Annotated in this window: 21 protein-coding genes and 1 pseudogene; 15 read left to right on the forward strand and 7 right to left on the reverse strand. The window is 71.2% G+C overall.

Translation table 11 applies throughout. The annotated features are described in order from the left end of the window. Window positions 1-110 precede the first annotated feature (110 nt). The 4 genes from J5X75_RS24480 to J5X75_RS24495 all read left to right on the forward strand — a co-directional run bounded on the left by J5X75_RS24480 (window position 111) and on the right by J5X75_RS24495 (window position 2,770). On the forward strand, window positions 111-323 hold the full coding sequence (locus J5X75_RS24480) for a helix-turn-helix domain-containing protein (protein WP_183222523.1): 213 nt from the start codon (window positions 111-113) through the stop codon (window positions 321-323). Between the two features lie 159 nt (window positions 324-482). After that, a complete protein-coding gene (locus tag J5X75_RS24485) occupies window positions 483-584 on the forward strand; it encodes a 30S ribosomal protein bS22 (protein WP_007465623.1) in 102 nt (33 codons plus the stop codon). A gap of 76 nt (window positions 585-660) precedes the next feature. After that, window positions 661-1,740: an NAD-dependent epimerase/dehydratase family protein gene (locus tag J5X75_RS24490; RefSeq protein WP_208469828.1), complete on the forward strand. Its 1,080-nt coding sequence runs from the start codon at window positions 661-663 to the stop codon at window positions 1,738-1,740. A 43-nt stretch (window positions 1,741-1,783) separates the two neighbouring features. Continuing rightward, window positions 1,784-2,770 carry a lysophospholipid acyltransferase family protein gene (locus tag J5X75_RS24495; protein WP_208469829.1) on the forward strand — a complete coding sequence of 329 codons (987 nt, stop codon included), beginning with the start codon at window positions 1,784-1,786 and terminating at the stop codon, window positions 2,768-2,770. 414 nt (window positions 2,771-3,184) lie between these two features. Here J5X75_RS24495 and J5X75_RS24500 read toward each other — a convergent pair. After that, a pseudogene (locus J5X75_RS24500) lies at window positions 3,185-4,039 on the reverse strand (DUF5667 domain-containing protein); the annotation flags it as partial. A 166-nt stretch (window positions 4,040-4,205) separates the two neighbouring features. Continuing rightward, on the reverse strand, window positions 4,206-5,147 hold the full coding sequence (locus tag J5X75_RS24505) for an ECF subfamily RNA polymerase sigma factor, BldN family (protein ID WP_208469831.1): 942 nt from the start codon (window positions 5,145-5,147) through the stop codon (window positions 4,206-4,208). A 376-nt stretch (window positions 5,148-5,523) separates the two neighbouring features. Here J5X75_RS24505 and J5X75_RS24510 point away from each other — a divergent pair, with 376 nt between their 5' ends. The 8 genes from J5X75_RS24510 (at window position 5,524) to hemB (ending at window position 13,696) form a co-directional block, all read left to right on the forward strand. Continuing rightward, a complete protein-coding gene (locus J5X75_RS24510) occupies window positions 5,524-6,963 on the forward strand; it encodes an AMP-binding protein (protein ID WP_307798240.1) in 1,440 nt (479 codons plus the stop codon). Further along, window positions 6,960-7,205, forward strand: coding sequence for a glutaredoxin family protein (locus tag J5X75_RS24515; protein ID WP_208469833.1), 246 nt, complete (start codon window positions 6,960-6,962; stop codon window positions 7,203-7,205). The genes J5X75_RS24510 and J5X75_RS24515 overlap by 4 nt, the downstream gene beginning before the upstream one ends. A gap of 11 nt (window positions 7,206-7,216) precedes the next feature. Further along, a complete protein-coding gene (locus tag J5X75_RS24520) occupies window positions 7,217-7,858 on the forward strand; it encodes an HAD family hydrolase (RefSeq protein ID WP_208469834.1) in 642 nt (213 codons plus the stop codon). Between the two features lie 232 nt (window positions 7,859-8,090). Then, complete coding sequence (locus tag J5X75_RS24525; RefSeq protein WP_208469835.1) at window positions 8,091-8,849, forward strand: redox-sensing transcriptional repressor Rex; 759 nt, start codon at window positions 8,091-8,093, stop codon at window positions 8,847-8,849. Then, window positions 8,846-10,141, forward strand: a complete 1,296-nt coding sequence (locus J5X75_RS24530; protein ID WP_208469836.1) for a glutamyl-tRNA reductase — start codon at window positions 8,846-8,848, stop codon at window positions 10,139-10,141. The genes J5X75_RS24525 and J5X75_RS24530 overlap by 4 nt, the downstream gene beginning before the upstream one ends. Next, window positions 10,138-11,061 carry a hydroxymethylbilane synthase gene (gene hemC, locus J5X75_RS24535; RefSeq protein ID WP_208469837.1) on the forward strand — a complete coding sequence of 308 codons (924 nt, stop codon included), beginning with the start codon at window positions 10,138-10,140 and terminating at the stop codon, window positions 11,059-11,061. Before J5X75_RS24530 ends, hemC begins: the two co-directional genes overlap by 4 nt. Next, window positions 11,058-12,644 (forward strand): bifunctional uroporphyrinogen-III C-methyltransferase/uroporphyrinogen-III synthase, encoded by a 1,587-nt coding sequence (locus J5X75_RS24540; protein WP_208469838.1) that lies wholly within the window; start codon window positions 11,058-11,060, stop codon window positions 12,642-12,644. The genes hemC and J5X75_RS24540 overlap by 4 nt, the downstream gene beginning before the upstream one ends. A gap of 62 nt (window positions 12,645-12,706) precedes the next feature. Next, entirely contained in the window at window positions 12,707-13,696 is a 990-nt protein-coding gene (gene hemB, locus J5X75_RS24545; RefSeq protein ID WP_208469839.1) for a porphobilinogen synthase, read from the forward strand. A 300-nt stretch (window positions 13,697-13,996) separates the two neighbouring features. Here the strand turns inward: hemB and J5X75_RS24550 are convergent, their stop codons facing one another. Both J5X75_RS24550 and J5X75_RS46070 read right to left on the reverse strand, forming a co-directional pair. Continuing rightward, a complete protein-coding gene (locus tag J5X75_RS24550) occupies window positions 13,997-15,013 on the reverse strand; it encodes a GNAT family N-acetyltransferase (protein WP_208469840.1) in 1,017 nt (338 codons plus the stop codon). Window positions 15,014-15,105: 92 nt separating this feature from the next. Then, window positions 15,106-16,692 carry a lytic murein transglycosylase gene (locus tag J5X75_RS46070; protein ID WP_208469841.1) on the reverse strand — a complete coding sequence of 529 codons (1,587 nt, stop codon included), beginning with the start codon at window positions 16,690-16,692 and terminating at the stop codon, window positions 15,106-15,108. Window positions 16,693-16,793: 101 nt separating this feature from the next. Between J5X75_RS46070 and J5X75_RS24560 the strand changes: the two genes are divergently transcribed. Together J5X75_RS24560 and J5X75_RS24565 are read left to right on the forward strand one after the other, a co-directional pair. Beyond that, entirely contained in the window at window positions 16,794-17,006 is a 213-nt protein-coding gene (locus J5X75_RS24560; RefSeq protein WP_208469842.1) for an FmdB family zinc ribbon protein, read from the forward strand. A 705-nt stretch (window positions 17,007-17,711) separates the two neighbouring features. Next, window positions 17,712-20,336 carry an ATP-binding protein gene (locus J5X75_RS24565; RefSeq protein ID WP_208469843.1) on the forward strand — a complete coding sequence of 875 codons (2,625 nt, stop codon included), beginning with the start codon at window positions 17,712-17,714 and terminating at the stop codon, window positions 20,334-20,336. A gap of 26 nt (window positions 20,337-20,362) precedes the next feature. Here J5X75_RS24565 and J5X75_RS24570 read toward each other — a convergent pair whose 3' ends face one another. Further along, window positions 20,363-20,800: a phospholipase gene (locus J5X75_RS24570; RefSeq protein WP_208469844.1), complete on the reverse strand. Its 438-nt coding sequence runs from the start codon at window positions 20,798-20,800 to the stop codon at window positions 20,363-20,365. A 94-nt stretch (window positions 20,801-20,894) separates the two neighbouring features. On the opposite strand from J5X75_RS24570, the gene J5X75_RS24575 reads away from it, so the two are divergent. Further along, complete coding sequence (locus J5X75_RS24575) at window positions 20,895-21,911, forward strand: potassium channel family protein (protein ID WP_208469845.1); 1,017 nt, start codon at window positions 20,895-20,897, stop codon at window positions 21,909-21,911. Here J5X75_RS24575 and J5X75_RS24580 read toward each other — a convergent pair. After that, complete coding sequence (locus J5X75_RS24580) at window positions 21,908-22,918, reverse strand: 2-oxoacid:ferredoxin oxidoreductase subunit beta (protein ID WP_208469846.1); 1,011 nt, start codon at window positions 22,916-22,918, stop codon at window positions 21,908-21,910. The two genes, J5X75_RS24575 and J5X75_RS24580, sit on opposite strands and share 4 nt — an antisense overlap. Next, a complete protein-coding gene (locus J5X75_RS24585) occupies window positions 22,911-24,764 on the reverse strand; it encodes a 2-oxoacid:acceptor oxidoreductase subunit alpha (RefSeq protein ID WP_208469847.1) in 1,854 nt (617 codons plus the stop codon). The genes J5X75_RS24580 and J5X75_RS24585 overlap by 8 nt, the downstream gene beginning before the upstream one ends. Window positions 24,765-24,781 lie beyond the last annotated feature (17 nt).

A 24,781-nucleotide genomic window follows, 5' to 3' on the forward strand; every position in this document is an offset into this window, starting at 1 on the left:
TTGGTCACAGCCGTATCGATACCGTTCTGATGACACGCACGTCGTCCCCGCGGCGTCCGGGAGCCTCCGGCCGCGGCGGATCGTGCCTGGGAAAGGATCGGTGCGACGAGATGACGGGTCCAGCCCAAACCGAGGAACGGCTCGCCGAAGTGCGGTTCCTGACGGTGGCCGAGGTGGCCGCGCTCATGCGCGTTTCCAAGATGACCGTCTATCGGCTCGTGCACGGCGGTGACCTCACCGCGGTACGGGTCGGCCGCTCGTTCCGGGTGCCCGAGCATGCGGTTCACGAGTATCTCCGCGGCGCCTTCTCGCAAAGCGCCTGACGACCCGGGGCCGTGTTGGCCCGGCCGGGGCGTGCCGGTACGCTGGACCGGTTGGTTCCCGAATCGGTGTTACCGCTCCGGGTGCCCGCCAGTCCGGCTTCCGGCCGTGCCCCCGGGCACTCCCGGTTCCATTCATCAGTGTTTCGAGAGGCTTTTCGTATGGGCTCCGTGGTCAAGAAGCGCCGCAAGCGTATGGCGAAGAAGAAGCACCGCAAGCTGCTGCGCAAGACCCGCGTCCAGCGTCGCCGTCTCGGCAAGTGACCGCGGGCCGGGCCGTCGGCCCGGCTTTCGGCGGCACTTGCCTCCTGTTCGAGGCCGCGCATCGAAAGGTGCACCCTTGGTGACCTCACCGCCCAGCGTCGTCGTGGTCACCGGAGTCAGCCGTTATCTCGGCGCTCGGGTGGCCGCTCGCCTCGCCGCAGATCCGAAGATCGACCGTGTCGTCGGTCTGGATCCGCATGACCCGCCGGCGGGCCTTCTCGGCCTGCTCGACGGCGTGGAGCGGATCCGGGCCGACGCGCGCGCGGCCACCGAGGCCATCGCCGACCTCGGCGCCGAAGCGGTCGTGCATCTGGCTGTGACCAGCGTGCCCGACGCGCAGCACGGCGGCCGTGCCGCGATGAAGGAACACAACGTCATCGGCACCATGCAGGTGCTGGCCGCCGCCCAGGGCGCGCCGCGGCTGCGCAAGCTGGTGGTGCGCTCCTCCACCGCGGCGTACGGCGCCTCCTTCCGCGACCCGGCCGTGTTCACCGAGGACACCGAGCCGCGCGCGGTTCCGCGTGGCGCGTTCGCCCGCGACATCCTGGACATCGAGGGGTATGTCCGCGGTTTCCGCCGGCGCCGCCCCGAGGTCGCGGCGACCGTCCTGCGGTTCGCCCCGATGATCAGCGAGTCCGCCGAGACGTCGCTGACCCGCTACTTCGCCCAGCCGGTGGTGCCCACCGTGCTCGGCCGCGACGCCCGGCTCCAGTTCGTCCACGTCGACGACGCGCTGGAGATCCTGCACCGCTCGGTGACCGAGGACCACCCCGGCACCTTCAACGTCGCCGGTTCCGGCGTGCTGATGCTCAGCCAGGCCGTCCGCCGGGCCGGCCGGATCTCCCTGCCGGTGCCCGAGCCGGCGCTCTCCACCGGCGCGGCCCTGCTGCGCAACCTCGGTGTCGAGCAGATCGGGCTGGACCAGATCGACCTCTTCGTGCACGGTCGAGTGGTGGACACCACCCGGCTGATCAATGAGTTCGGCTTCACCCCGCGCACGACCGTGGCCGCGTTCGAGGAGTTCATCCAGGCGCACGCGGCCGGGTCGACGCTCACCGCGGACCGGCTGGCCGCCGCTGAGAACGCGATCCTGGACGGCATCCGCCGGGTCCGGGCCGCCGGCGAGCCCACGCCCGCGGGGAGCGACCGCACATGAGCGAGAACTCATCGCGGCGCCGGAGCGCGGCGGAGACGACGGCATGAGCCAGGACGAATACCGGGACATGTTTCCCGGGCACACCGAGTTCCGGTTGCCCGAGCCGCCGCCGGTGCGCCGGGTGAACGGCCGCCGCCCGATCCCGGAGAGCCCCGAGACGGCGCCCGCCGTCGCCGTGGCGGACGGGCTGGACGTCTGGGACCAGCGGGTGGCCCGCGGTCTGGCGTTCCTGCGCCGCCGACTGGCCGGATCGTACGAGGTGGACGAGTTCGGGTTCGACCCCGAGCTGGCCGAGGCGCTCTTCCACCCGATGCTGAAGATCCTGTACCGGGACTGGTTCCGGACCGAGGTGCTCGGTATCGAGAACGTCCCGCTGGACGGCGGCGGCCTCGTGGTGGGCAACCACTCCGGCACGATCGCGCTGGACGCGCTGATGCTGACCGTCGCGCTGCGCGACAAGCACCCCCGTCAGCGGCACCTCCGGCTGCTCGGCGCCGACCTGGTCTTCCGGATGCCGGTGATGAGCGAGCTGGCCCGTGCGGCCGGCGCCACGGTGGCCTGCAACCCGGACGCCGAGCGCCTGATGAACTCCAGCCAGCTGGTCGGCGTCTTCCCGGAGGGCTTCAAGGGCATCGGGAAGAAGTTCTCCGAACGCTACAAGCTGCAGCGCTTCGGCCGGGGCGGGTTCGTGTCGGCGGCGCTGCGCACCGGTACCCCGATCGTCCCGGTGGCGATCGTCGGCGCCGAGGAGATCTATCCGATCCTGGCCGATCTGAAGCCGCTGGCCCGGCTGCTCGGCGTGCCGTACTTCCCGGTCACCCCGACCTTCCCGCTGCTGGGCCCGCTGGGGCTGGTGCCGCTGCCGAGCAAGTGGCTGATCCAGTTCTGCCCGCCGATCCCGACCGCCCACCTGCGGGAGTACGCGGACGATCCGCTCGTCGTCTACAACCTCGCCGATCAGGTCCGGGAGACGATCCAGGCCACGCTGCACGAGCTGCTGGAGAAGCGGCCGGACCCGTTCGGGCCGTGACCTCGGCGAGTGCCAAGTTCCTGGAGTGATCCGTCCGGTCCGTCCTATAGTGACGGTTGAGGGGCGGCCCCGGAGTGTTGAACTCCGGCACCGCCCCTCGCCAGTCGCGTCGTTCTAGAAGAGGTCGCCGAGCAGGCCGCCCAGCACCCCGTCGGCCTTCTCGTCCGCGGTGCCCGCCGGACCGGTGGTCGTGGTCGGCGTCGGCGTGATCCCGGCCGTGCCGGTCGGCTCCGCACCCGGCTGGCTCGCCTTGCCGGTGCCCGGAACGGTCACCTGCCCGGTGGTTCCCGGGTCGGCGGCGCTGCTCTTGCCGGGCTTGGACGTGGCGGTCTGACCCGGCTGCTTGCCGGTCGTCTTGCCGGTGCCGTTCTGCTGCTGCGACGTGACACCCGCTCCGCTGTCGCCGGTGTCCCCGCAGCCGTGCAGCTTCGGGCCGAGCGCGTCGGACCCGGACGGGTCCACCTTGTCGCAGGCGAGGCCGGCGCGCAGGTCGTCGGCGCGGTCGGCGACGTCCTCCAGCAGGCCCAGGGAGACCGACGCACGCTCCCGGTTGGCCGGGGAGAGCTTCTCCAGCGCGGGGGTGAAGGTCCGCCGCTGCCCGGTGGCGAAACCGTCCAGCGTGGTCAGCGGCGTGGTGTCCTTCTGCGACACGGCCGATGTGGTCAGCAGTCGCACGCCCTTGCGGGTGTCGGCGTCCATGTCGTCCAGCACCAGCGCGAACTCGGGTTCGTCACCGCGCATGGCGATCGCCTCGGTCAGCCGGGTCCGGGCGAAGTCCAGGGACAGCTCGCCCCGGGTCACATCGGAGCCGGCGATCGCCAGCTGAGCCCGTTCGGTCTGCCGCTTCACGCTGTACAGGGCGTCGCCCGGTGAGGCGCTCTCGCTGGCCGCGGAGATCCCGGAGACGGCCATCGCGCCGGCGGCCACGCCGATCACGATCGCCCCGCGGGCCCGTATGCGGCGGCCGATCCGCCGAACGTTGCCGGTCTCCACGATCGGTTCCGGATCGGTCTCGACGGCGGTCCGGCCGATGCCGTCCCGCTCGGCCGTGGCGACCAGCATGGCGCGCAGGCCGACGCGGAACTCGGAGTCGACCGGTGCGCCGGGCCGGGCCGCGGAGAGCCGGTTGCCGATGGCGACCAGCCGGTGGAGCTCCTCGTCGGCCTGGCCACGGCTGTGGTGGTGACGGGCGCCGCCGGCGTCGTCGATCAGTTCCGCGAAGTGCTCGGCACTCCGGGAGTTCGGGAACGCGAATCTCACCGTGGGCACCTCCCCTCGCTCGTGACTGTCTCGCCGGCCTGCGGGCCGGCGTCGGCGACCGGGCCGTGGGTCACGGCCCCGGGTCGCATCCGGACAAACGCGCGACACGCGGCCCCGGTTACGGGTGCGAGGCGGTGCCATCGGGTATCGGAGATCGACATCTGAGAACGCTGGATCAAGATTGGAACCCGTCCGGCAGAAGCCTGTTCAATGCCCGGACCGCCCGGTACTGGAGGGCCTTGATGGCGCCCTCGTTCTTGCCCATGGTCTGCGCGGTCTCGGCGACCGAGAAGCCCTGCAGGAACCGGAGCACGATGCACTCCTGCTGCTCCGGGTTGAGCTGCTTGACCGCGGTGAGCAGGGCGACGTTGGTGATGTGGTCGACGACGGCGGACTCCGGGCTGCCCTCCGGGCCCCGGTCCTCGCGGTCGGCGTCGAGCACGTCCCCGGTGGTGACCTCGAGACGGTAGCGGCCGGACTTGAAATGGTCGGCGACCAGGTTCCGGGCGATGGTGACCAGCCAGGCGCCGAGGTCACGGCCCTGCCAGGTGAAGCTGCCGATGCGTTTGAGGGCGCGCAGGAACGTGTCCGAGGTGAGGTCCTCGGCGAGTTGGCGGTTGCCGACCCGGAAGTAGACGAACCGGAAGACGGTGTCCACGTACCGGTCGTAGATCAGCCCGAAGGCCTCCGCCTCGCCGGCCTGGGCGCGTTCGACCAGCGCCCACACCTCGGCCGCCGGATCGCCGCGGTCGGGCCGGGCCGGGTGCTTCGGCGGGGCCGTCTCGGTCGGCGGTCCGGTGGTGCTCTGCGTCGGCAGGACCACGGTGTGGTCACCGGTGACGGTGTCGCTCTCGCCGGTGTTCGAGTGCTGGCCGGTGGACTGGGCCGGGGGGCGGTTGGCGCCGGGGCGGCCGAACCTGTTGCCGTTGCCGGTGTTCGGCGTCGCCACGGTGGGCGGGCTGTTCGGCGGGCGGCGGCTGCCGGCCTGCTTCGGGCTGTCGCCGCGCAGCGCGTTCACGATCGACGACCCGCGCAGGGCGTTCAGCCCCTCGGAGAGCGCGTGCCGGGCCGCGACGACGTCGCGGTGGTACGGGTCCTCGGCGTACACATGAGTCACTGCGCCTCCTCAACCCGGCGGGCCTGCGACGACAGTGGATCCGTCCCGCCAGACATGGATTCACTGCGGTTCCGTGCTTTGTGGGGCACAGCGGCCTCCTCGGGATGAGGGTGGTCACTTCACAACAAAAGGGGCGGGGCAACCCGCTGAAAAGCCGGTCGACCTCACCCGTTGGTGTGGATTAGTTACACAGTGCGGAAGTATCGCCGACTTCGGACACGGGGAGTCGCACACCGTGTGCGCTACGCGCAAAGCCGCGAATTGCGCGAAAGCGGCAATGATCGTCAAGGTCCACCTTTGCCGAACAAGCCGCGTACGCGGCGCACGCGCTGTCCGCCGTCCCGGTCGGGCGTGCTTTGTGCCAGACTCGGGCCTCGTGGAGGAACCCGCTCGCGACCCGGTCGCCGAGGCCGCCGGCCGCCGTCCCGACCGGCCCGCGCTGATCGCCGGGGACATTGTCATCACCTGGGCGGAATTGGACAGCCGCGTCTCCGCGGCCGCCGCCTCGGTCACCGCACGCACCGCGCCCGGCGACCGGGTGGCGCTGCTGCTCGGCAACACCGTCGACTTCGTGGCCGCCTACTTCGGGACGCTGCGGGCCGGCCGGGTCGCGGTGCCGCTCAGCCCGGCATACACCGCGGACGAGCGGGAGTACGCGATCGCCGACTCGGCGGCCGCCCTGGTCGTCGAGGAGCCGTTGCCCCACGGGGGGCGGGAAGTCGCGCGGGACGTCGTACCCGGAAAAAACGATCTTGCGGTTCTGCTCTACACCTCGGGCACGAGCGGGCGTCCGAAGGGCGCGATGCTGACCCACGCCGCGCTCGCCGCGAACCACGAGCAGCTCGACCGGATCGAGCCGCCGGTGGTCGGGCCGGACGACGTGGTGCTGCTGGCGGTGCCGTTCTTCCACGCCTACGGGCTGAACACCGGGCTCGGCACGGTGGCACACCACGCGGCCACCGGAGTGCTGGCCGAGCGTTTCGACGCGGCCGCCTCGCTGGAGCTGATCACCCGTCACCGGGTGACCGTCACGGTCGGCGTGCCCGGCATGTACCAGGCCTGGACCAGCCTGCCCACCGCCGCGGAGGCGTTGCGCGAGGTGCGCACCGCGGTGTGCGGCGCGGCGCCGCTGGAGGAGAGCGTGGCGGCGCGGTTCCGTGAACTGACCGGCCGGGCCGTCCTGATCGGGTACGGGCTGACCGAGACCGCCCCGGTGCTGACCACCACGGCGGTGAGCCACCGGGACAAGAGCGGTTCGATCGGCCGCCCGTTGCCCGGTGTCGAGCTGCTCCTGCGTACCGCCTCGGGTCGGGAACTGTGGCGTGACGGCACCGCCTCGGTCGACGCGGATCTCGAGATCGCGGAGTCGGCCGGGACCGATCCGGGAGAGATCGTGGTCCGCGGGCCGAACCTGTTCTCCGGCTACTGGCCGGACGGGCGCGGCGGCCCCGGCCCGGACGGCTGGTGGCCCACCGGCGACATCGCCTACGCCGACGGCGACGGTGACCTGGTCCTGGTCGACCGGATCGGCGAGCTGATCCTGGTGAACGGCTTCAACGTCTATCCGGCCGAGATCGAGCGGGTGCTGACCGCGCACCCGGCGGTGGCCGCCGCGGCCGTGGTCGGGCTGCCCGACCCGGAGACCGGGCAGCGCCCGCACGCCTACGTGGTGCCGGCCGGGGAGCCGGCGCCGAGCCCGGACGAGCTGCGGGCGCACTGCGCCGGCCGGCTGGCCCGCTTCAAGCTGCCCGGCATCGAGCTGGTGGCCACGCTGCCGCGCTCGCCGATCGGGAAGATCCGGAAGGGCGACCTGTGAGACTCACCCTGATCAGCCGGGACGGCTGCCACCTGTGCGAGGTGGCCGAGCAGACGCTGGACCGGATCGCCCCCGGCCAGTGGACGAAGGTCGACGTGGACTCGTCCATCGAGCTGGAGCGCGACTACGGCGACCGGGTGCCGGTGCTGCTGCTGGACGGCAAGGAGCACGGCTACTGGCGCATCGAGGAGGAGCGCCTGCTGCGGGATCTGGCCCGGCCACCGGGTGAGCCGCGGCTGTAGCCTCGCATCCCGTGACGTCAAAGCACCTGGTCTGGGACTGGAACGGAACCCTGCTCGACGATCTCCACCTGGTGGTCTCGTCGACGAACACGGCCTTCGCCGCGGTGGGCGGCCGCGACGTGGACGCCGACGAGCATCGGCGGGCCTTCCGGCGGCCGGTCGCCGAGTTCTACGCCGAGATGTTGGGCCGGGCGGTCGGCGAGGAGGAGTTCGGCCGGCTGGACCGGATCTTCCACGACGCGTACCGCCTGGGGCTGACCGACGTGTCGCTGGCCGCCGACGCGATGACCGCGATCAAGACGTGGCCGGGCAGTCAGTCGCTGCTGTCCATGTGGTTCCACAGCGAGCTGATCCCGGCCGTCGAGGGGTACGGCCTGGCCGGTCTCTTCGCCCGCGTCGACGGACTGCGGGCCGAGCTCGGCGGCGGGTTCAAAGCCGCCCATCTCGCCGCTCACCTGGACGAACTCGGCGTTGCCGGACGGGACGTGGTGCTGATCGGCGACTCGATCGACGACGCGGACGCGGCCGAGTCGGTCGGCGGGTGCGCGGTCCTCTACACCGGTGGGTTCACCCACCCGGCCCGGTTGCGTGAATCCGGCCGTCCGGTCGCCGACACGCTGGTGGAGGCGGTAAAGATGGCCATGTCACTCTGAGTCAGGTGGCCCTGGCGGGGGTCGAGCGGTAATACTCGACGGGTCGGCCCGACTAACACAGCCGGGTCGATCTTGTCCAATTGTCCCGACAAGATCGCGATTTGTGCACGCCTTCACAAGCGCCTACTCTGTGACTCCGACGAGCCCCGCTACCACAGCCACCCCACGAGGGTTCCACCGGTATCGCACAGACAGGGCTCACCGCAGGTTCGCCTCGTCGGCACGGAGTCAGATGAGTCAGCAGCGTCACGGAAGCACGCCCGGCGAGGCCGGTGGCGTCCCGGCCTTCCCGGATCTACCGGAGGCGACCATCGCCCGGCTGCCGGAATACCTGCGTGCCCTCCACCACCTCGCCGAGACCGGCGCGGAGACGGTATCGAGTGAGGGTCTGGCGGCCGCCGCCGGGGTCAACTCCGCCAAACTCCGCAAGGACCTGTCGCACCTCGGGTCGTACGGCACCCGCGGCGTCGGCTACGACGTCTCCCTGCTCGTCGCCCAGATCGAGTACATCCTGGGCCTCGACGAGAACCGGGCGGTCTGCCTGGTCGGCGTCGGCAACCTCGGGCACGCCCTGGCCGGTTACGCGGGCTTCGCCAGCCGTGGCTTCCGGGTGGTGGCCCTCTTCGACACCGACCCGAAGAAGGTCGGCGAGCAGATCAACGGCCTCACCGTGCGGCACCTCGACGACCTGGAGCGGATCGCCGCCGAGGAGTCCATCGCGATCGGTGTGATAGCCACGCCGCCCGGCACCGCCCAGACCGTCGCCGACGCGCTGGTCGCCGCCGGTGTGACGAGCATCCTCAACTTCGCGCCGGGCGTTCTGTCGGTGCCTTCCAACGTCGATGTACGTAAGGTGGATCTCGCCATTGAGCTGCAGATCCTTTCGTTCCATGAGCACCGCAAGGCGTCTCTGACCGCCCTCCCGGGCGGCCGGGCCGCCGCCGCGAGCCCGGACAAGCAGCCGGAAGACCAGGAGGCGGTCGGTTCGTGAACCTGCTGAGCATCGGAGCCTCGTACCGCACGGCCGACGTCGCGGTCCTCGAGCGCCTCGTCATTCCCGAGCCGTCCGTCCCCGGTCTGCTGCAACGCCTGGTCGCCCAGCCGTACGTGGGTGAGGCGGTGGTCGTCTCCACCTGCAACCGCGTCGAGGTCTACGCGGCGGTCAGCGGCTTCCACGGCGGCCTCGGCGACATCTGCAACGTGCTGTCCGAGCACTCCGGCATCCCGGCCAGCGAGCTCGCCGGCCACCTCTACGTGCACTACGGCGAGGCGGCGGTCCGCCACTCGTTCCGGGTCTCCTCCGGCCTCGACTCGATGGTCGTCGGCGAGGCCCAGATCCTCGGCCAGCTGCGCGACGCGTATCACTCGGCCACCGAGGTCGACTCGGCCGGCCGTCTGCTGCACGAGCTGATGCAGCAGACGCTGCGGGTCGGCAAGCGGGCGCACGCCGAGACCGGCATCGACCGGGCCGGGCAGAGCGTCGTGACGGCCGCCCTCGACCTGGCCGCCGAGCACCTCGGCGCCGACCTGGCCGGGCGATCCGCGCTGGTCATCGGGGCCGGGGCGATGGGCGCGCTGTCGGTGGCCACGCTCACCCGGGCCGGTGTGGGCCCGCTGCGGATCACCAACCGCAGCCACGAGCGCGCCGACCGGCTCGCCGAGGCGTACGGGGCGGTCGCCGTCCGGTTCGACGACCTCGACGCGGTGTTGAAAGAGGTCGACATCGTGGTGTGCGCCACCGCCTCCACCGCGCCCGTGCTCACCCGGCAGCGCCTGGAGCGGGTCGGCAAGGAGCTGGTGGTCCTCGACCTGGCCGTTCCGCGCGACGTCGCGCCGGATGCCGCCGATCTGCCCGGCGTGCACATCATCGACATCAACAGCCTCGCCAGCAGCCGCCGGTCCCATCCGGCCGCCGCCGAGACCGCGGCCGTCGAGCAGATCGTCGCCACCGAGGTGGAGAACTTCCTCGGCTGGCTGCGCGGCGCCGAGATCGCACCCACGGTGGCCGCCCTGCGGACCCGGGCCGAGGAGGTCGTCTCGGCCGAGATGCGCAAGCTGATCGCCCGGCGGCCCGAGTTCACCGAGGAGCAGCGGGGCGACGTCTCCCGTACCCTGCACCGGGTCGTCCAGCAGTTGCTGCACTCGCCGACCGTGCGGGTCCGGCAGCTCGCCGCCGAACCCGGCGGCGACCAGTACGCGGCCCTGCTCCGTGAGTTGTTCGACCTGGACGTCCCGCTGGCCACACAGGCGAACGCGGTACCGGAGATCGGGGGGAAACCGTGACGCTTCGGCTCGGCACCCGGGGCAGCGCCCTGGCGCTCACCCAGTCACAGATGGTCGCCGACGCGCTGACCGCCGCCACCGGTCGCCCGGTCGAGCTGGTCCGGATCGTCACCCCCGGTGACCGGTCCGACGCTCCGGTGGCCCGGCTCGGCGTCGGGGTGTTCGTCTCCGCGCTCCGGGACGCGCTGCTGGCCGGCGAGATCGACTTCGCCGTGCACTCGTACAAGGACCTCCCCACCGGCGAGCACCCAGGGCTGCACATCGCCGCCGTACCGGCCCGGGAGGACCCGCGTGACGCCCTGATCGCCCGCGACGGACTGACGCTGGCGGAGCTGCCGCCGGGCGCCACCGTCGGCACCGGTGCGGTGCGCCGCATCGCGCAACTCCACGCCCTGGGGCTGGATTTGCAGGTCACGCCGATCCGAGGGAATGTGGACTCGCGCATCGCCCGGGTTCTCGGCCCCGAGGCCGACCTCGACGCCGTCGTTCTGGCCCGGGCCGGTGTGGCACGCCTCGGCCGGTCTGCGGAGATCACCGAGACGCTCGACCCGATGCTCATGCTGCCCGCCCCCGCCCAGGGTGCGCTGGCGGTGGAGTGCCGGGCCGACGACACCGACCTGATCGAGCTGCTGTCCGCTCTCGATCACGCACCGACCCGCGCCGCCGTGCTGGCGGAGCGGGCGATGTTTGCCACGCTCGAGGCCGGGTGCTCCGCCCCGGTCGCGGCACACGCCGAGATCGCCGAAGGCGACGACGGTGACGAGATCTACCTGCGCGGTGCGGTGATCAGCCCGGATGGGGTCCGAGCCATCCGACTGTCGCGCACCGGAACGCCCGCCGGCGCGGCGGAGATCGGCAAGGCGCTTGCCATCGATCTCCTCGACGCCGGAGCCGATACCCTGATGGGGAGCACAGAATGACCACCCGCACCGCCCGTAAGCCAGCCGGACGCATCGCGTTCATCGGCGCCGGACCCGGCGACCCGGAGCTGCTGACCCGCCGCGCGTACGCGGCGCTGACCGATGCCGACCAGGTGGTCTACGACCGCGGCGTGCCCGACACCCTGCTCAGCGCGATCCGCTCCGACGCCAAGGAGGACGCGCAGTTCAGCCCGGCCGAGGGCGCGCCCGGAGACGTCGCCAAGGTGCTGCTGTCCGCCGCCAAGTCGGGCCTCTCCGCCGTGCACCTGGTCGCCGGTGACCCGTTCGGCCACGACGCGGTGGTCAAGGAGGTGCAGGCGGTCGCGCGTACCGCGGTGCACTTCGAGGTGATCCCCGGCATCGGCCAGGCCGAGGGCGTCGCCGCCTACGCCGGCGTGCCGCTGCCCGGCGTCCGGATCTCCGCCGACGTCGACGACGTCACCACCCTGGACTTCGACGCCCTCGCCGGCGCCGCCCAGAAGGGCTCCTTCGCCGTCGCGGTGGACGCCGGTGACCTGGCCGCCGTTCGTGACGGCCTGCTGGCCGCCGGTGTCGAGCCGGGCGTCCCGGTCGCGGTGACCGGCGACGGCACCGGTGAGACGCAGTACACCACCACCTCGACCGTGGACAGCTTCGTCGCCGCGGCGCTCGGCTTCACCGGCCGGGTCGTGCTCACCGTCGGCGCCGAGGTGGCCGAGCGGGACACCCTCAGCTGGTGGGAGAACCGTCCGCTGTACGGATGGAAGGTGCTCGTCCCGCGGACCAAGGAGCAGGCCGGCGCCATGTCCGCCCGGCTGCGTGCCTACGGCGCCATCCCGTGCGAGGTGCCGACCATCGCGGTCGAGCCGCCCCGTACCCCGGCGCAGATGGAGCGCGCGGTCAAGGGCCTGGTCGACGGCCGGTACGCGTGGGTCATCTTCACCTCGGTCAACGCGGTCCGCGCCGTCTGGGAGAAGTTCGGCGAGCACGGCCTCGACGCCCGCCACTTCGGCGGTGTGAAGATCGCCTGTATCGGTGAGGCCACCGCCGACGCGGTCCGCGCCTTCGGCATCCAGCCCGAGCTGATCCCGTCCGGGGAGCAGTCCAGCGAGGGCCTGCTGGCCGAGTTCTCGCCACACGACGAGATCCTCGACCCGGTCGGCCGGGTGCTGCTGCCGCGCGCCGACATCGCCACCGAGACCCTGGCGGCCGGGCTCATCGAGCGAGGCTGGGAGGTGGACGACGTGACCGCGTACCGGACCGTCCGGGCCGCCCCGCCGCCCGCCGAGATCCGGGACGCGATCAAGTCCGGCGGGTTCGACGCGGTGCTCTTCACCTCGTCCTCGACGGTCCGGAACCTGGTCGGCATCGCGGGTAAGCCGCACGCCCGTACCGTGGTCGCGGTGATCGGCCCGAAGACCGCCGAGACCGCGGTCGAGTTCGGCCTCCGGGTCGACACCCAGCCGCAGACCGCCTCGGTGCCCGACCTGGTCGAGGCCCTCGCGGACTACGCACTGGAGCTCCGCGAGAAGCTGGCCGCGATGCCGGCCAAGCAGCGCCGCGGCTCCAAGGTCCAGGGGCCGACCGCCCTCCGATTCCGCTGATTCATCGAGAAGCGCGCCGATCATCGAGTCGGCGCGCTTCTTCTTTTCTCGAGGAGCGCCCGATGTCCTTCCCCGACATCCGCCCGCGCCGCCTGCGGCGCACACCCGCGATCCGCCGCCTGGTCGAGGAGACCCGGCTCGCCCCGTCCGAGCTGGTCCTGCCGCTCTTCCTGAAAGAGGGCCTGACCGAGCCGAAACCGATCAGCTCCCTTCCCGGAGTCGTCCAGCACAGCCGCGAGTCGCTGCGCAAGGCCGCGACCGAGGCGGTCAGCGCCGGCGTGGGCGGGCTGATGCTCTTCGGCGTGCCGGACAACGCCAACAAGGACGAGACCGGCTCGGGCGGCCTCGACCCGGACGGCATCCTCAACGTCGGCCTCCGCGACCTGCGGTCCGAGCTGGGCGACAGCACGGTGATCATGGGTGACCTGTGCCTGGACGAGTTCACCTCGCACGGCCACTGCGGCGTCCTGGCCGCCGACGGCTCGGTCGACAACGACGCCACCCTCGCGATCTACGCGGACATGGCGGTCGCGCAGGCCGAGGCCGGCGCCCACATGGTCGGCCCGTCCGGCATGATGGACGGCCAGATCGGTGTGATCCGCAAGGCTCTGGACACGGCCGGCCACCAGGACGTGGCCATCCTCGCCTACTCGGCGAAGTACGCGGGCGCCTTCTACGGCCCGTTCCGCGAGGCCGTCGAGTCGACCCTCCAGGGCGACCGCCGCCAGTACCAGCAGGACCCGCCGAACGTCCGCGAGGCCCTGCGTGAGGTCGACCTCGACGTCGCCGAGGGCGCCGACATCGTCATGGTCAAGCCGGCGCTGCCCTACCTGGACATCATCGCCGCGATCCGCGAACGGGTCACCGTGCCGGTCGCCGCCTACCAGGTGTCCGGCGAATACGCGATGGTCGAGGCCGCCGCCGCCAATGGCTGGATCGACCGCGAACGCGTCATTCTGGAAACCCTCACCTCGATCAAGCGGGCCGGCGCCCAGATCACCCTCACCTACTGGGCCACCGAGGTCGCCCAGCTGCTCCGCTCCCGCTTCTAAAGATCAAACCCGTTTCCGGTACGGCGTTCCCCGCCCGCAAAGCAGGGACGCCGTCCCGCCGGCTTCCCGCGAGCACCTGCCGGGTCAAGCCTGTGCCGCGCCCGCCGGGCGCAGATCGGTGCTCCGGCACACCACAAGACCACTCCACCCGCACATCAGTGCACTCGACATCCCCCGCAAAACGCCGCCGGTGTCGAGGCAAGTGATTTCCCGACGCCAGCGGGGTGTGCTGGCGGCGGGAAATCACCTGCCTCGACACCGGTTACAAGGCGTTTTGCCGCGGAGCGAAGCGCAGCCAAGCTAGCTCAGCTCTAGGCTCTGGACCAGTTGTGTCACGTCGGCTATGTACTCGTACCAGTCGCGGTCGGACTGGTAGCCCAGCTCGGCGTTGACCTTGAGCATCGATTCGTTGTGCTGTGCGTTCCACGTCTGGACCTGGCGCAACGTCGGCTCCGCGGCCCGCAGCTCGAACAGCATCCGCGCCTTGATCGCCCGGTCGATGCCGTATCCGCGGTGCTCCCGGACGACGATCGTGTCGTACTGGTCGGCCCGCTCCGGATGCTGCGCCGGAACGACCACCTCGGTCAGCCCGGCCACCGCACCGGTCGCCTCATGGATGGCCAGCACGATGTACGGCTTCAGACCACGCCGGTGGAGCGTTTCGATGGAATCGCGAAGCCGCTGCGGATCGGATGAGCGGGGCGCCAGCTCCAGGTCCTCATCGTCGTGCTGCGCCTCGGCCTTGGCCCGCGCGTAGGCCTCCAGCAGATGATCCGGCGGCCCGCCCGGGTGGTACTCGATCCGGTAGCCGGGGCTGATCCCGCTGGCCATGCCACCCAGGGCCAGCCAGTCCACCGAGTCCAGGTTGAGCACGCCGCGGGTCTCCACATACTCCCGTTCGAAGCCGAGCGACTCGTAGAACGGGATGGCCGTGGTGCCGCCGATCGCCTCCACCCCGATCGAGGAGAAGCCCTCCAGATAGGCCCGGCGGGCCGCCACCGCGACCAGCTGCCGACCCAGGCCGCGGCGCCGCAACTCGGGCCGGACCAGCACCTCGAGCACCCCGATGTCGCCGAGAAGCAGGATGCTGACATGCGCGAAAATCTTGCTCTCCCCCTCGGGGAGACGGTCGTCCTCGGCCACCCAGGTGATCCGGCGCTCGCCCGGCATGGTCTCGGCCAGATAGTCCCGGACCTGCACGTCGCGCCAGGGTGGATCGTCCGGGAGATCGGCCGCTAGGACCGCGTTCACCGTCTCCACGAGCGAGCGGACCTCGGCCGCGGACGCGGAGCGGGGATCCCATTCACGCACCCTCACGGGTACATCGTGCCGTTTGTGAGACCTTGAGGGAAGTGCTCACCACGCAAAAGTGCAGCTACGCTTACGCTGAGTCGCGAAATCTGTGTCGATCACATCTTGCTGCGACGTCCGTAGTCGTCGGCGATCCGGAACACCTTCTCCGCGTACGGGCGAACCGCGTTGTACGACAGGATCGCGTCCCACCAGGAGTCGGCGTTGGACATGTCGCGGCCACCCTTGCAGAGGTACACGGCCGCGGTGAGGCTGGCGTCGTCGACGTCGTTCGGGTTGACCACACCGTCCCGGTCGGCGTCGATTCCTGTCTCCTTCCAGGTGGACGGGATGAACTGCATCGGCCCGATCGCCCGGTCATAGGTCTTGTCCAGGTCCATCACGCCCTGGTCGGTGTCCGGGATCAGCTGCCGCCCACCCTGGCCGTCCAGCGGAAGCCCGATGATCGCCGGCAGCGCCACCCCGTCGGCCCCCAGCACCGCCCCGTTGACACTGCCGTGCGACGACTCCACCTCGCCGATGGCGGCGAGCGTCGTCCAGTTCAGATGACAGCCGGGCGTGGTCTGCGCGGTGACCAGCTCGGCATAGACGTACGCCTGCACCGCCACCACCGGGATGCTCACCCGGGTGCCGATCTCCGACGCCCAGCCCGCCAGCGCGTCCGCCGGCCGGGTGTTGTTGACCGTCGGCTGTGGCAGCCCGCCGATCCCGGTGGTCGGCACCGGAAGACTCGGCGGCGCGCTGGCCACCCCACCGGCCGGCACGCCACCCGGCGAGGCCCAGACCGGAGGCGGCACCGAGGCGCCGTCCGCCCCGAACGCCGGCGTCGCGCTGGGCGCGGGCGTCACCTCGAGCGCCTTGGGCACGAGATAGGCCCCCGAAGTCACCGCCAGCCCGACGAGCGCCGCCAGCATCGCCCCGGGAAGAACCACCCGCCCACTGGGCCCTTTGGCCCAGGCCGCCGTCCCGCGCGCGGCCCGCTTGGCGGCCCGCACCGGCCGAAACCGCCGCCGAACACTCTTCCCGGCCCCGGCCCCGGCCGTCACCGGGCTGCCACTCGCGGCGCCCTCCACCGCCTTGTCCGAGCCCTTCCCGGCCCCGGCGTTTTCAGCTCCAGCGTTCCCGGTTCCAGCGCTTCCGGCCCCGGTGCTCCCGGCCTTCTTGGCTGTTCCCACCTTCCCGGGTTCGGCGCCCTCAGCCGCTGCGGCCGGGGTCTTCTTCACCCCGGGGCTCTCGGCGCTTCCGGTCGCCGTTGCGTTCGTGGCATTGCCCGATCGCGCCATTTCGTCCGCGACTTTCCCGCTCCCGGCGGTCTTCTCCCCACCGGTGGCCACATCCGCAGCGCTTTCGGTGGGCTCGGCTTCGACGGCCGCCGCCTTCTCCGGGCTGGACGCCCCGGAACGGGCCTGGCCCGTGCCGGACGTAGCGGCCTTCGGAGTGGCGGCGACCTTCGAGCTGTCGACGTCGCTGGTCTTCTGGGCCGCGTCGGCCGGATTGCTCTTCGAGCTGGTGCCGCCGGTCGTCCGCGTCGCGTCAGCAGGTGTGGTGGGATCGATGGACGGCTGGGGAGTGGTCGTGGCCCCCTTCTCCGGGGCCGCCCCGGAACTGCCCAGCGGCCCGCCCCGATGCGGTGCCGCGGGTCGCAGCTCCGGACGCTCTGCTGGGTTCTTCCGCACCTCCGCCACGCGTCGACCCTACCCGCCGGAAACCACTCTCGGGGAGGCCGCCGAAGTCCCGTGGACCACTCCTCCTACACGCCTCGGGGCAGGGGCCCTACGCTGGTCGGATGCCGCGTTATGAGTACCGTTGCCGCGCCTGCGGCGCCACCTTCGAAGTCAGTCGCCCGATGCGGGAGGCCGCCGCCGCGGCGACCTGCCCGGAGGGTCACGGCGACACCGTCAAACTGCTGTCCACTGTTGCCGTGACCGGTCGCGGCGGAGCGGCCCCGTCCGCCGGCGGCGGTGGTGGCGGCTGTTGTGGTGGCGGCTGCGGCTGCTGACCCCCGTCGCCCGGCCGTGCGGCCCGGAGATCAGCCCTGGCATCCAGCTGGATTTTCCCGGCTGGCTCCCCGAGCTGTCTCGCCCGGCTTGAGTCAGCCCCGATGTCCAGCGGGATCTTCCCGGCCGGCTTCCCGAGCTGTTTCGTGGGGCTTGGGACAGCTAGCCGGATCTCTGCGGCTGGTTCTCAGGGCTGTCTCGGCGGGCTTGAGGCAGCTCTGGTGTCCGATTCTCTTCGAGTGGGGGACAGGGAGTGGACACGCCGATGTGGAGGTCGACTCGACGCGTGGCTCGGGTGACACCGTGGTGAATATTCGGCGAACGTACGAAGATCCGGCGAGGCTTACCGCGGAAGTGCATCACGACGGCGGCACCGTGAGGGGATGGCGTCGCAAGGAAATGACCATGGTCAGTGTCGACTTCGGCCGGTGACGCCTCGCTCGCGCGCGGTGGCGAAAGTGTGACCCGTTCGGGTACACCCGAACGGCCCGCCGCTTTTGCCCGCCCGCCGCGTTTCCGCGTTCGATCTCTTTCGTTACGAGACGCGTAGTCCCGTATGCCTCCGGTCGATCCCAAACGATCAGGGCGTCCTCCGTAAGGGGTCGGCCGTGGCGGGCAAATGATTACCGTCCGTTTCTACGATGGGCGGTGACGCAGAGATACGGCAGCATGAGTCGCGACTTCCCAAAGGGGGCGGAGGTTCCACCGTGTCGGGACGGATCGAGCTACCCAGTGGTCTGGTGACCTTTATGTTCACCGACATCGAGGGCTCGACGCGACTGGCTCGGATGCTCGGTGAGGCGTATCGGACCGTCCTCGGCGCGCACCGAGCCGTGCTACGCGCTGTGTTCAAAGATTTTGATGGTGTCGAACTCCTTACGGAGGGTGACTCCTTTTTCGTGGCGTTCTCGAATGCCGACGCGGCGGTCGCGGCCTGTGTCGAGGCGCAGCGGCGACTGTCCGCGTACGACTGGCCACGCCGTGACGCGATTCCCAAGGTCCGCATGGGCCTGCACACCGGGCGGGCCGTTCCGATCGGCCAGGAGTACGCGAGCGCCGAGGTCCACCGTGCCGCCCGGGTGTCGGCTGCCGCACACGGCGGTCAGGTGCTCTGCTCGGAGGCGACCGCGCTCGCCGTGACCGCCACCTTCGCCGCGACCTCGGGTGGGGGCGCCGCGGCCGCCGCCACACTGGCCACCGTGGACCTGCTGGACATCGGCGCCTTCCGGTTGCGCGGGTTCGACGACGACGAGCGGATCTTCCAGGTGTGCGCGCCCGGCCTGGAGCGGGAGTTCCCGCGCCCGCGGACCGCCGAGGCGCCCCGGCACAATCTGCCCGCCGAGCACAGCCCGTTCGTCGGGCGGCGTACCGAGATCACCGAACTGGCCGAGCTGATCAGCCACAACCGCCTGGTGACGGTGGTCGGGCCGGGCGGTTCCGGCAAGACCCGGCTGACCTTGGCGGTGGCTGAGCGGCTGCTTCCGGCGTACCCGGGCGGGGTGTGGACGATCGATGCCGCGACCGCGGCGCAGGGCCTGCCCAACGCCTTGGCCACCGCTCTGGGCCTGCGCCCGGAACCGGGCCGCCCGATGATCGACACGGTGGTCGAGCAGTGCGCCGAGCGCCGGATGCTGGTGCTGTTGCAGACGTGCGACGCGGCGCCGGCCCTGACCGCGACGCTGGCGCACCGCCTGCTCGGCCGGTGCCGGCGGCTGGACGTGGTGGCGACCGGCCGGGCGCCGCTGGCGCTGGCCGGGGAGACCGTGTGGCGGATCCCGCCGCTGGCTCCGGCGGACGCGTTCGCGCTGCTGCGGGACCGTGCGGCGGCCGCGCAGGGTGGCCGCCCGGGTGACGGTGACGCGCAGCTGGCCCGGCTGGCGGCGCGGCTGGAGGGTTCGCCGCTGGCCATTCAGCTGGCCGCCTCCCGGTTGCGGCTGCTGCCGGCCGAGCATCTGGCCCGGCGGCTCGACGATCCGCTGGGCGCCCTGGACAACGACGCGGCCGGGGACGGCCGGCACGCCAGCCTGGCGAACAATCTGGCCTGGTCGTACCGGACGCTGGGCAGCCGGGCGGCGGATCTGCTGCGCCGGCTCGCGGTCTTCGCCGGGCCGGTGGATCTCACGACCGTGGAGTGGTGCGACGCGGAGGCGTTCAGCGCGCTGTCCGAGCTCGCCGACAAGTCGCTGGTCGAGGTGATCCCGGGCCCGCGGTACCGGATGTCGGACCAGGTGCGGGCGTACGCGCTGCGCCGTCTCGCGGCCACCGGCGACGAACCGTCCGTGCGCGGCCGCCATCTCACCTGGTCGCTGCACACGCTGGACCGGGTCGCGGTGGTCGCCGAGGATCCGGCCCGTACCGTCTCGCTCACCGAGTTCGCCCCTTTCGTGACCGAGTGGGAGGGCGCGCTGCGCTGGGCCGCCACGATCGGTGACGTGCCCGCCGGGCTGCGTCTGGTGGCGGCGCTGGATCCGTGGTGGCGCGAGCACGGCGGTGGGCGGAGGGGCCGTGAGCTGCTCCTCGCCCTCTACCGCGCGCTGCCCGGCGACGACTCGGTGGCGCCCGCCGACCTGACCGGCGCCTTTCTGGCGCACGCCGGCCTGACCGGCGACCGGGCGGAACGCGACCGGTACCTGGCCCGGGCCGAGGAGGCGGCCGGACGGTCCGGCGATCCGGCGCTGCCGATCCGGGTGCGGGCCGCCCGGGTGGCGCTGCCGGAGGGTGATCCGGCCGCCGCCGAGCGGAGCTGTCGCGAGGTGATCGCCGAGGCCGAGCGGGCCGGTGTCCCGAACGCCGCGCTGCCCGCCGTGCTGACCCTGGCCGAACTGCTGTGGCGCCGGGACGCGCTCACCGAGGCGGCCGATCTGCTCGGCGCGGCCCGGCATCTGGAGACGCTGTGCCCGGAGGCGCGTGGCCGCCGGGCCGTCGACTGGCTTCTCGGCATGGTGGCGCTGCGCCGGGGCGACCTGGTGGCCGCACACGATCACCTGGTGGTGGCGTTGCGGTCGAGGCTGCGGCACGGTTTCCGGGGCGCGGCCGCGGACGCGGTGGCGGCGATCGCGGTCCGCTGCGCGCTCGGCGGCGATCCGGCGACCGCCACGGTGCTCTTCGGCGGTGCGGAGGTGGCGCGCGGCGCGCGGCGTACCGCGTCGTTCGGCGCGTTCTGGTCGGCCCAGCAGATGTCGCTGCGGGCGGCGCTCGGCGACGCGGCCTTCGACGCGGCCTACGCCGACGGCGCCGGCCTGGGCTTCGACCGGATAGTCGCCATGGCCTTGGCCGTCGAACACCCCGACCTCGAGAACGGCGCGGCCCGTTTCGCGCAGATAATTCGATAAAAAGATTTCCGGTACGCCGTACCGGATCAGGTTTTCGGTAGGGACCGCACGGCCCGGTGGTAGGCGAAGGCGATGGCGTTGCAGGGACGCCGGGCCGCGGGGCGGTGTGCGTCACAGACGCGGCGCATGTCGGCGCGGAAGACCTCGTCGAGGCGGTCCTTGTGCCTGGCGAAGGTGCCCTGGGCCCGATAGTTGCGGTAGCCGAAGTCGTGGTGCCGGCAGGCATCGGAGAAGTCGAAGCCGAGCGGCACCTCCAGAGCCCGCGAGCACAGGTCGGTGGACCAGTCGAAGCGGTAGGACGCCCAGCGGACGCGGTGGCGCCGTGCGGTGTTCCAGGCGGCGTAGCTGGCGTCGGTCGGCTGCGTCCAGCGGGCGAGCACCTCGGCGCGGCTCATCGAAGCCTGTGCCGGTACGGCCGGGGTCAGGACGGCGATCAGCAGCGCGACCACCGCGATATGGCGCATACGGGACCTCCAGCGCGCGGCCGGTGACGGATGTGATGTCCTACAGCTAGGACCTCAAGCTTGACCGTTAGGGTGATCGCGTGCGGGCGGTTCCATGATTCATCTACCTCTGGTCCGGCAGGGGCCGTTGCGGGCGCTCAGCGTCCGCCTGGTGATGGCGTGCGTCCTGGTGTTCCTGGCGGTCGGTGTCATCTACATCGACCGGGACGGGTACCGCGACGTCAACGAGGACGGGCTCACCCTCCTCGACTGCTTCTATTACGCGGTCGTGTCGCTCTCCACCACCGGCTACGGCGACATCACTCCGGCGACCCAGGGAGCCCGGCTGGTGAACGTCCTGTTCATCACCCCGGCCCGGGTCCTCTTCCTGATCATCCTGGTCGGCACCACACTCGAGGTGCTGACCGACCAGTTCCGCAAGGGGCTGAGGGTCAGCCAGTGGAGGCGCAAGTTGAAGGACCACGTGATCATCTGCGGTTACGGCACGAAGGGCCGGGCCGCGGTCGCCGCGTTGCTGGAGACGGGCTACGACAAGTCCCGGATCGTCATCGTGGAGAACCGTGAGGCCGGCGTCCGGCAGGCCACCCAGGGCGGGTTCGTCGTCATCGAGGGCGACGCCACCCGGTCGGCGGTGCTCAACGACGCGGACGTGAAGAACGCCAAGTCGGTCATCATCGCCACCGACCGGGACGAGGCCTCGGTCCTGATCTCGCTGACCGTCCGGCAGTTGACCGCCGGGCAGGTCCGGATCATCGCGGCGGTCCGGGAGCAGGAGAACGCCGCGCTGCTCAAGCAGAGCGGCGCCCACCACGTGATCGTGTCGTCCTCGACGGCCGGCCGGCTGCTCGGCCTGACCACCACCGCGCCGCCGCTGATCGACGTGGTGGAGGACCTGCTCACCCCGGGGCAGGGCATGGCGCTGGCGATGCGCTCGGCGGAGCGGTCCGAGGTCGGCCGCAATCCGCGCGAGCTGCTCACCCTGGTGGTGGCGCTGATCCGCCGGGGCAAGGTGCTGCCGCTCGGCGGCGAGCAGGCCGTCAGCATCGAGACCGGCGACCTGCTCGTCTACATCCGCGATGAGGCGACCGCCACCAACGGGGTGTCGGTCTAGAGGATGGTCCAGGTGTCACCGGCGTTGAGGAGACCGTCGAGCATCTCCTCGGGGCTGCCGGTGGCCTGGGTCTTCGCGTCGAGCACCTGCTTGCGGACGATCTCGTCGTAGGACGGCCGCCGCACGTTCCGGAACACGCCGATCGGGGTGGTGTTCAGGTCGGAGCCGGAGAGCCGGGTCAGCGCGAAGGCGTACGCCGGGTCCTGCACGGTCGCGTCGTGGACGATCGGGGTGCCGCCCTCCTGCACCTTCAGGCCGAAGCTGCCCTCCGGATGGACCACGTTGTATTTCCCGACCGTGATCGGCTGGCCCTGCTCCAGCCGGATCAGGTGCTCGTCCCGGGTGGCCGGGTCCTTGATCAGGTCGAAGGCGCCGTCGTTGAAGATGTTGCAGTTCTGGTAGATCTCCACGAACGCGGAGCCCTCGTGCTCGGCCGCGGCCCGCAGCACCGACTGCAGGTGCTTGCGGTCGGAGTCGATGGTCCGGGCCACGAAGGTCGCCTCCGCGCCGAGGGCCAGCGACAGCGGGTTGAACGGCGAGTCCGCCGACCCGGCCGGCGTCGACTTGGTGATCTTGCCGATCTCCGAGGTGGGGGAGTACTGCCCCTTGGTGAGCCCGTAGATCCGGTTGTTGAACAGCAGGATCTTGAGGTTCACGTTCCGCCGGAGCGCGTGGATCAGGTGGTTGCCGCCGATCGACAGGGCGTCGCCGTCGCCGGTCACCACCCAGACGCTCAGATCGGGCCGGGAGGCGGACAGGCCGGTCGCGATCGCCGGGGCGCGCCCGTGGATCGAGTGCATCCCGTACGTGTTCATGTAGTACGGGAACCGCGACGAGCAGCCGATCCCGGAGACGAACACGATGTTCTCCCGGGGGATCGCCAGCTCCGGCATGAACTGCTGCACCGCGGCGAGGATCGCGTAGTCCCCGCAGCCGGGGCACCAGCGGACCTCCTGGTCGGACTTGAAGTCCTTGGCGGTCAGTTTCAGCGCGATCGTCTCAGCCATTCTTGACCACGTCCTCGAGCATGCTCTCCAGCGTCGCGGCGGTGAACGGCAGGCCGCTGATCTGGTTGAACGGAACCGCGTCGACCAAATACCTCGCCCGGATCACCGCGGCCAGCTGACCCAGGTTCATCTCCGGGACGACCACCTTCTCGTACCCGGCGAGCACCTCGCCCAGGTTGGCCGGCAGCGGCGACAGGTGCCGCAGGTGCGCCTGGGCGATGGTCAGGCCGCGCTGGCGCAGGGCCCGGCAGGCGGCGCCGATCGGCCCGTACGTGGAGCCCCAGCCGAGCACCAGCACCTGCGCGTTCTCGTCCGGGTCCTCGACATCCACATCGGGCACCGGAATGGCCTCGATCCGGGCCTGCCGGGTGCGGACCATGAACTCGTGGTTCGCCGGGTCGTAGGAGATGTCACCGGTCTTGTCGGCCTTCTCCAGGCCGCCGATGCGGTGCTCCAGGCCCGGCGTGCCGGGTACGGCCCACGGCCGTGCCATCGTCTCCGGATCACGGAGGTACGGCAGGAAGCGCCCGTCCTCGGTGTTCGGCGCCGTGGCGAACTCGACCCGCAGGTCGGGCAGCTCGTCGACGGACGGCAGCAGCCACGGCTCGGAGCCGTTGGCCACGTAGTTGTCGGACAGCAGGATGACCGGGGTGCGGTAGGTCAGCGCGATCCGGGCCGCCTCCAGCGCCGCGTGGAAGCAGTCCGACGGCGACTTCGGCGCGATCACCGCGAGCGGCGCCTCGCCGTGCCGGCCGAACAGGGCCATGTTCAGGTCGGCCTGCTCGGTCTTGGTGGGCATGCCGGTGGACGGGCCGGCCCGTTGCACGTCCACGATCACCAGCGGCAGCTCCAGGGCGATCGCGAGGGAGATGGTCTCGCCCTTGAGCGCCACGCCCGGCCCGGAGGTGGTGGTGACGCCGAGCGCCCCGCCGTAGGCCGCGCCGAGCGCCGCCCCGATCGCGGCGATCTCGTCCTCGGCCTGCATCGTGGTCACACCGAACCGCTTGTGCTTGGACAGCTCGTGCAGGATGTCCGAGGCCGGGGTGATCGGGTAGGCGCCGAGGAACAGCGGCAGCCTCGACCGCACGGCGGCGGCCACCAGCCCGAGCGCGAGCGCCTGGTTGCCGGTGATGTTGCGGTAGGTGCCGGGCTGCATCTTGGCCGGCTTGATCTCGTAGCGCACCGAGAACGCCTCGGTGGTCTCGCCGTAGTTCCAGCCGGCCTGGAAGGCGGTCTTGTTCGCGGCGACCAGGTCCGGCCGCTTGGCGAACTTGCGCTCCAGGAACCGCAGGGTGGACTCGAACGGTCGCGAGTACATCCAGCTGAGCAGGCCCAGCGCGAACATGTTCTTGGCGCGCTCGCCGTCCTTCTTCGAGACGCCGCTCTCGGCCAGGGCGCCTAGGGTCAGGGACGTGAGCGCGACCGGATGTACGGCGTACTCGGCGAGCGAGCCGTCCTCCAGCGGACTCTCGGCGTAGCCCACCTTGGCCAGGTTGCGCCGGGTGAACTCGTCGGTGTTGACGATGATGTCGGCGCCGGCCGGCAGGTCGGCCAGGTTCGCCTTGAGTGCGGCCGGGTTCATCGCGACGAGGACGTTCGGCGCGTCACCCGGGGTGAGAATGTCGTAGTCGGCGAAGTGCACCTGGAAACTGGAGACCCCGGGAAGGGTGCCCGCTGGTGCACGGATCTCTGCGGGGAAGTTCGGAAGGGTCGAGATGTCGTTGCCCAACTGGGCGGTTTCCGACGTGAACCGGTCTCCGGTGAGCTGCATTCCGTCACCGGAGTCGCCGGCGAATCGGATCACCACCCGGTCCAGCTGCTCGACTCGCTTCGCGGGAGCGGCCACGATTCAACCTCCATAGG

Source organism: Actinoplanes flavus, from assembly GCF_017592555.1.
GTDB classification, from domain to species: Bacteria; Actinomycetota; Actinomycetes; order Mycobacteriales; family Micromonosporaceae; genus Actinoplanes; species Actinoplanes flavus.

What these genes read in the sequence shown, in the direction of transcription:
- J5X75_RS24525 (WP_208469835.1), top strand. Translation starts at nt 8,091, where the DNA reads ATGAGTCAGCAGCGTCACGGAAGCACGCCCGGCGAGGCCGGTGGCGTC.
- J5X75_RS24580 (WP_208469846.1), bottom strand. Translation starts at nt 22,918, where the DNA reads ATGGCTGAGACGATCGCGCTGAAACTGACCGCCAAGGACTTCAAGTCC.
- J5X75_RS24540 (WP_208469838.1), top strand. Translation starts at nt 11,058, where the DNA reads ATGACCACCCGCACCGCCCGTAAGCCAGCCGGACGCATCGCGTTCATC.
- J5X75_RS24560 (WP_208469842.1), top strand. Translation starts at nt 16,794, where the DNA reads ATGCCGCGTTATGAGTACCGTTGCCGCGCCTGCGGCGCCACCTTCGAA.
- J5X75_RS24570 (WP_208469844.1), bottom strand. Translation starts at nt 20,800, where the DNA reads ATGCGCCATATCGCGGTGGTCGCGCTGCTGATCGCCGTCCTGACCCCG.
- J5X75_RS24495 (WP_208469829.1), top strand. Translation starts at nt 1,784, where the DNA reads ATGAGCCAGGACGAATACCGGGACATGTTTCCCGGGCACACCGAGTTC.
- J5X75_RS24575 (WP_208469845.1), top strand. Translation starts at nt 20,895, where the DNA reads ATGATTCATCTACCTCTGGTCCGGCAGGGGCCGTTGCGGGCGCTCAGC.
- J5X75_RS24485 (WP_007465623.1), top strand. Translation starts at nt 483, where the DNA reads ATGGGCTCCGTGGTCAAGAAGCGCCGCAAGCGTATGGCGAAGAAGAAG.
- J5X75_RS24480 (WP_183222523.1), top strand. Translation starts at nt 111, where the DNA reads ATGACGGGTCCAGCCCAAACCGAGGAACGGCTCGCCGAAGTGCGGTTC.
- hemB (WP_208469839.1), top strand. Translation starts at nt 12,707, where the DNA reads ATGTCCTTCCCCGACATCCGCCCGCGCCGCCTGCGGCGCACACCCGCG.